We start from the raw sequence: 5,732 nt of genomic DNA on the forward strand, positions 1-5,732 counted from the left end.
TCCTCCCCCTCTGGGGGAGGTGGCCCGGAGGGCCGGAGGGGGTCTTCTGCGTATCAAGACTTGCACCCGTCCCAAAAACCCGCATCTAGGCCCCATGCGTCGCTTCAACTCCGCCGATCCCGCTTTCCCCGCCGCCTTCAAGGCCTTCCTCGACGAGCGCCGGGGCGGGCCCGAGACCGTCGATGCGGCCGCGCGCAACGTGCTGGACGCCGTGCGCGCCGACGGCCTGGCCGCCGTGCTCAGCTTCACCAGCCGCTTTGACGGCGTCGAGCTGACCGAAGACACCATCCGCGTCACCGCCGACGAGATCGCCGCCGGCGCGGCCGAATGCTCGACCGAAGTGCGCGAGGCCATCGCCTTCGCCGCCGCCCGCGTCCGCGCCTTCCACACCCGCCAGCGTCCGACCGACCAGTCGTGGACCGACGAGGCCGGGGTGCAGCTGGGCTGGCGCTGGACGCCGCTGGAGGCCGTGGGCGTCTATGTGCCCGGCGGCCGCGCAGCCTATCCCTCGACCGTGCTGATGAACGCCGTGCCCGCCCAGGTGGCCGGCGTCGACCGCATCGCCATGGTCACCCCGCCCGGCAAGCTTGAGCCGGCCGTGCTGGCCGCCGCCAAGGAGGCCGGGGTCACCGAGATCTGGCGGATCGGCGGGGCCCAGGCCGTCGCCGCCCTGGCCTATGGCGCGGGCCCGATCCAGCCGGTCGACAAGATCGTCGGCCCGGGCAACGCCTATGTCACCGCCGCCAAGCGCCGCCTCTACGGCGTGGTCGGCATCGACGCCCTGGCCGGTCCGTCCGAGATCGTCGTGGTGGCCGACAAGAACAACGATCCGGCCTGGATCGCCGCCGACCTGCTGAGCCAGGCCGAGCACGACCCGGCCGCCCAGTCGATCCTGATCACCGACGATCCGGCCTTCGCCCAGGCGGTGTCCGACGCCGTCGACGCCCTGCTGAAGACCCTGGCGACCGGCGTCGACGCCGCCGCCTCGTGGCGCGACCACGGCGCGATCATCCTGTGCCCGCTCGACGACAGCCCGCGCCTGGTCGACCTGCTGGCCCCCGAGCACGTCGAGTTCGCGATCGACGAGCCCGAGCGCCTGGCCGACCGCGTGCGCCACGCCGGGGCGATCTTCCTGGGCCGCCTGACGCCCGAAGCGATCGGCGACTACGTGGCCGGCTCCAACCACGTGCTGCCCACCAGCCGCGCGGCGCGCTTCCAGTCGGGCCTGTCGATCTACGACTTCCTCAAGCGCACCTCGATCGTGAAGTGCGACGCGGCCTCGTTCGGCATCCTGGGGCCGCACACCGTCGCGCTGGCCAAGGCCGAGGGCTTGCCGGCCCACGCCCTGTCGGCGTCCATTCGATTGCCAACCAAGCCGTAAGGGGCAAGTCTGCCGACGATGTCCGATCCCCAGGCCAACCAGTTCCTGAAATCCATCCTGATCGACGAGGACAGCCTGGCGGCCGCGTCGCGCGACCAGGAGCAGGAACGGCAGGTGGCGATCTTCGACCTGCTGGACGGCAACTATTTCGAGCCGGTCGAGTCGAAGGGCGGTCCCTATGACCTGAAGCTGTCGCTGGTCGAGAATCGCCTGGCCTTCGACATCGCCGGTCCAGGCGTGCCCGAGCGTCGGCACCTGCTGTCCCTGTCGCCCTTCCGGGGGGTGATCAAGGACTACTTCATGATCTGCGACAGCTACTATTCGGCGATCCGCAATTCCTCGCCCCAGCAGATCGAGGCCTTGGACATGGGCCGGCGCGGCTTGCACAACGAGGGCTCGAACCTGCTGCGCGAGCGGCTGGAGGGCAAGGTCAAGACCGACCTCGACACGGCCCGCCGACTGTTCACCCTGATCTGCGCGCTGCACTGGCGGGGGTAGGGATCGTGCCGTCGGACCTCCCGGGCGCGGTATTGTTCGCCTGCAACTACAACCGCGTGCGCTCGCCTATGGCCGAGGCGCTGTTCAAGCATTTCTACGGCACGCGGGCGTTCGTCGATTCGTGCGGTCTGAAGCCCGACCTCGATGAGGGCGTCGATCCGTTCGTGGCCGTGGTCATGGACGAGATGGGCCTGGACGTCAGCGGCCACAAACCCAAGAGCTTCGCCCAGTTGGAGGACGACAGCTTCGATGTGGTCATCTCCCTGACTCCCGAGGCCCAGCACCGGGCCGTCGAACTGGCGCGGGACCGGGCCACCGACATCGAATACTGGCCGACCCACGACCCGACCCTTGCGGACGGCTCGCGCGACGCCATGTTGGCCGCCTACCGCGAGGTGCGTGACGCTCTGGCCACGGCGATTCGACAACGTTTCGGCGCGCCATCGACGTTCGGGGGGTGAATGCGCTATACACCCCGCCTCGCAGCCGCGATCCGCTCTCCGACTCAATCGTCGCGAGGGCTCTACCGGCATGGCGTCACCCGTTTTGAGAGGCCTGATGGCTAAGGAAGAACTGCTCGAGTTTCCCGGTACGGTCAGCGAATTGCTGCCCAACGCGACCTTCCGCGTGACGCTGGAGAACGATCACGAGATCATCGCTCACACCGCCGGCAAGATGCGCAAGAACCGCATTCGCGTGCTGGCCGGCGACAAGGTGCTCGTGGAAATGACGCCCTACGACCTGACCAAGGGCCGCATCACCTACCGCTTCAAGTAGGGCTGGCGATGGTCGTCCAGCGGACGCCGCTGGTCCTGGCCAGTGCGAGCCCCCGGCGCCTGGACCTGCTGGCGCAGGTCGGCGTCGCCCCGGATCGGGTCGATCCCGCCGACATCGATGAGACGCCGCTGCGGGACGAAACCCCGCGGCGCCATGCTCTGCGCCTGGCGGTCGAGAAGGCGAGGGCGGTCGCGGCCCGCTCGCCCGGCTGCCTGGTGCTGGCCGCCGACACCGTCGTGGCCGTCGGCCGCCGCATCCTGCCCAAGGCCGAGACGCCCGAGCAGGCGGCCTATTGCCTAAAGCTGCTGTCGGGCCGCAATCACAAGGTCCTGACCGGCGTGGCCGCCATCGCTCCCGATGGGCGCGAGGCCTCGCGGCTGGTCGAGACCCGCGTGCAGTTCAAGCACCTCTCCGCCCAGGAGCAGGCCGACTACCTGGCCGGCGGCGAATGGAACGGCAAGGCGGGCGGCTATGGCGTGCAAGGCGTGGCCGGCGGCTTCATCATCGACCTGCACGGCTCCTACACCGCGGTGGTCGGCCTGCCGCTGTACGAGACGCTGAACCTGCTGACCGGCCTGGGCTATCGAAAATGAGCGAACGTCGCGCCTACCTCTATACAGGCATCGGCGAAACGGTCGGGGTCGTCACCCTGGACGGTCGTCCGGAACGGCTGGTCGCCCAATGGGACGGCGATGACCCCTTGGACGCCGAGGGCGTGCGGGGGGTGGCCCGGGTCAAGAAGATCGAGCGGGCCTTCAATTCCGCCTTCGTCGCCCTGCCGGGCGGCGCGGATCTGCTTCTGGCCCTGAAGCCCGACATGCCCAAGCTGATCGAGGGCCAGTTGGTCGAGATCGAGATCCGCAGCCCCTCGCGCCGCGACAAGTCCGGCGTGGCCCGTTATGTCGGCCCGGCCGAGGGCGAGCCGCGCGTGCTGGCCCACGCCCCGACCATCGACGAGCTGCTGCGCCTCTGGGTGAAGTCCGGTTCGCCGACCCAGGGCCAGGCCGCCCTGGAGGCCGTCGAGGCGGCCGAGGCCGAGGCCTTGGCCACCGTCTTCGCCCTGCCGGGCGGCGGCGACGTCAGCATCGAGGCGACCCGCGCCCTGGTGGCCGTCGATGTCGACCTCGGGGGACGCGAAGGCGACTCCAAGAAGGCCGCTCGCGCCGCCAACATGGCCGCCTTCACGACCGCCGCCCGCATCCTGCGTCTGAAGGGCCTGGCGGGACTGGTGGTTTTCGACCTGGTCGGGCGAGGCCATGACGGCCCGGCCCTGACCACGGCGGCCCGCAACGCCTTCGCCGTCGACAATCCCGGCGTCGGCCTCGGCCCGATCAGCAAGTTCGGGGCGCTGGAGATGATCGTGCCGCGCCGGACCAAACCGATTCTCGACAGGCTGTTGGACGAGACGGGCGCCCTTACGGCCCGCGCCGGCGCCCTGCGGCTGGTCCGGGCCTTCGAGCGCGAGGGCAGGGCGGACCCCGGCGGCAAGCTCGTGGGCCGCTGCGGTCCCGCCGTGGCGGAGGCCTTCGCCGCCCTTGACGCCGCCCTGGCCGACAAGATCGGCCGCCGCTTCACCCTGGCCGTCGCCGCTGACTGGCCCAACGATCGCCTGGAGGTCTCGTCCTCATGAGCGCCTGTCCTATCTGCAAGAAACCCGCCGAGCTGGCCTTCCGGCCCTTCTGCTCCAAGCGTTGCGCCGACGTCGACCTGAACCGTTGGCTGTCGGACCGGTACGTGGTGCCCGGAGGCGACGAGGACGAGGAAAACCCGCCCTCCTCAGACTTGGCCACAGACTTCGATCGGGATTAGTTCGAGATCGCTTCAAGAGGGGCTGGACTTCGTTTTTAGCGTCCCCTATAGACGCGGCTCCCCGCCGTAGGGCGGGCGCCAAGGCGGTTTCGACCGCTTCTTAGGCCCAGGGCCTGGGTAGCTCAGTTGGTAGAGCAGCGGATTGAAAATCCGCGTGTCGGTGGTTCGAATCCGCCCCCAGGCACCATTCCTTCCAGACACGCTCTCAGAGAGCCCTGTTTCGATCGTCTCGCGGACCGGTGGTGTCTTCGCGGCCTTCGCCAAACACGAGACCGTACGCTCAGGCGGCGCCGAGAACTTGATCACGCCCGTCCCTCTGAGGGCAGATGTAAAATTTTAGCGGCGTCTTCGAGACGGAAGGCCAAGAGGGCTGCCGGCCGCCGCTGCAGGAAGGCCGACGCCTCTTCGAGCCGCTCCTTGAACGGCCTCCCAGGGAGCGGGAGGGGGTGTTGCGGACGGGTTCACGGGACCGGACCACCGTCGGAAACCTGTTTCCTCGACCCGAGCAATGCCAAGTTTGCGCCCGTTCCGTCCAGCAAAGTGTGGCCTTTCGCGTGCCGAGAGCCGGATCTGGCGCCGAATACCTCTAGAATGGAGCTGGTCATCCCAAGGATCACGCCGAACGGCGGTTAAAGTCCCATATACGACCTTTTCCCGGTTAGATTGCGCTCTGTCGTTATGCGTCGAAAGGTCGGGTCTGCGAGACCGATGTTTTGTAAACATGCTGCGATGCAGCATAGCTATTCTCTTTTGCGGAGAAAACCGCCCCTAAATCCTGATTTCCTATTTGTGCGGCGCGGCAAAGATGGTTGGGGCGCCAAAGTGATGGAGAATTTATGCTCCCTCCCACCCCTTGACGGTACGAAAAGGGGTTGCCAAAGGACCCCTGCCGCAATTCTAACATTGCGGTAAGGTCGAAGCCTCCTCGGGGGCGGCGATCACACGCGCTTCGAAACGATCCTTCTTGATGGGCATGAGCCCGGCTTGGGGGGCGTAACGGGTCGAGCGCAGCGAAGCGGGTCTGCAGGCGTCCGAGCAATCGGCCATCGTGCAGGCTATTCAAGTTAGGGTGGAGACGCTCTCGCGCGACGACCCTCGGTCCAAACGTGCTAGACCAATCAGGAACTGGCGACAGATGCTCGACATTAAACGGAAGACCCCCCTCATCGCTCTCGTCGGCGCCATGGCGCTGATGGTGAGCGCCCCGGCCTTCGCTCAGGACGCTGCGGCTCCTGCGCCGGCCACCACCGAAGCGGCCGCCCCGGCC

At 68.0% G+C, this 5,732-nt stretch carries 7 protein-coding genes and 1 tRNA gene; all 8 read left to right on the plus strand.

The window, feature by feature from the left end:
- Nucleotides 1-94: 94 nt before the first annotated feature.
- The 8 genes from hisD to WAL33_RS11565 all read left to right on the plus strand — a co-directional run bounded on the left by hisD (nucleotide 95) and on the right by WAL33_RS11565 (nucleotide 4,652).
- Complete coding sequence (gene hisD, locus WAL33_RS11530) at nucleotides 95-1,381, plus strand: histidinol dehydrogenase (protein ID WP_422181527.1); 1,287 nt, start codon at nucleotides 95-97, stop codon at nucleotides 1,379-1,381.
- Nucleotides 1,382-1,399: 18 nt separating this feature from the next.
- Complete coding sequence (locus WAL33_RS11535; protein WP_422181529.1) at nucleotides 1,400-1,879, plus strand: UPF0262 family protein; 480 nt, start codon at nucleotides 1,400-1,402, stop codon at nucleotides 1,877-1,879.
- A gap of 5 nt (nucleotides 1,880-1,884) precedes the next feature.
- Nucleotides 1,885-2,340, plus strand: a complete 456-nt coding sequence (locus WAL33_RS11540) for a low molecular weight phosphatase family protein (RefSeq protein WP_422181531.1) — start codon at nucleotides 1,885-1,887, stop codon at nucleotides 2,338-2,340.
- A 97-nt stretch (nucleotides 2,341-2,437) separates the two neighbouring features.
- Nucleotides 2,438-2,656, plus strand: coding sequence for a translation initiation factor IF-1 (gene infA, locus WAL33_RS11545; RefSeq protein ID WP_008261544.1), 219 nt, complete (start codon nucleotides 2,438-2,440; stop codon nucleotides 2,654-2,656).
- Between the two features lie 8 nt (nucleotides 2,657-2,664).
- The gene (locus WAL33_RS11550; protein WP_422181535.1) at nucleotides 2,665-3,249 is read left to right on the plus strand and encodes a Maf family protein; all 585 of its coding nucleotides are present in this window, start codon (nucleotides 2,665-2,667) and stop codon (nucleotides 3,247-3,249) included.
- Nucleotides 3,246-4,286 (plus strand): ribonuclease E/G, encoded by a 1,041-nt coding sequence (locus WAL33_RS11555; protein ID WP_422181537.1) that lies wholly within the window; start codon nucleotides 3,246-3,248, stop codon nucleotides 4,284-4,286. Before WAL33_RS11550 ends, WAL33_RS11555 begins: the two co-directional genes overlap by 4 nt.
- Complete coding sequence (locus tag WAL33_RS11560; RefSeq protein ID WP_422181539.1) at nucleotides 4,283-4,465, plus strand: DNA gyrase inhibitor YacG; 183 nt, start codon at nucleotides 4,283-4,285, stop codon at nucleotides 4,463-4,465. Before WAL33_RS11555 ends, WAL33_RS11560 begins: the two co-directional genes overlap by 4 nt.
- A 111-nt stretch (nucleotides 4,466-4,576) precedes the next feature.
- Nucleotides 4,577-4,652, plus strand: a tRNA-Phe gene (locus tag WAL33_RS11565).
- The last annotated feature ends 1,080 nt before the right edge of the window (nucleotides 4,653-5,732 follow it).

This window comes from Caulobacter sp., assembly GCF_049283275.1.
Classification (GTDB): domain Bacteria; phylum Pseudomonadota; class Alphaproteobacteria; order Caulobacterales; family Caulobacteraceae; genus Caulobacter.

Excerpts from the sequence above, each read along its gene's own strand:
- hisD (WP_422181527.1), top strand. The coding sequence starts at position 95 with ATGCGTCGCTTCAACTCCGCCGATCCCGCTTTCCCCGCCGCCTTCAAG.
- WAL33_RS11535 (WP_422181529.1), top strand. The coding sequence starts at position 1,400 with ATGTCCGATCCCCAGGCCAACCAGTTCCTGAAATCCATCCTGATCGAC.
- infA (WP_008261544.1), top strand. The coding sequence starts at position 2,438 with ATGGCTAAGGAAGAACTGCTCGAGTTTCCCGGTACGGTCAGCGAATTG.
- WAL33_RS11550 (WP_422181535.1), top strand. The coding sequence starts at position 2,665 with ATGGTCGTCCAGCGGACGCCGCTGGTCCTGGCCAGTGCGAGCCCCCGG.
- WAL33_RS11555 (WP_422181537.1), top strand. The coding sequence starts at position 3,246 with ATGAGCGAACGTCGCGCCTACCTCTATACAGGCATCGGCGAAACGGTC.
- WAL33_RS11560 (WP_422181539.1), top strand. The coding sequence starts at position 4,283 with ATGAGCGCCTGTCCTATCTGCAAGAAACCCGCCGAGCTGGCCTTCCGG.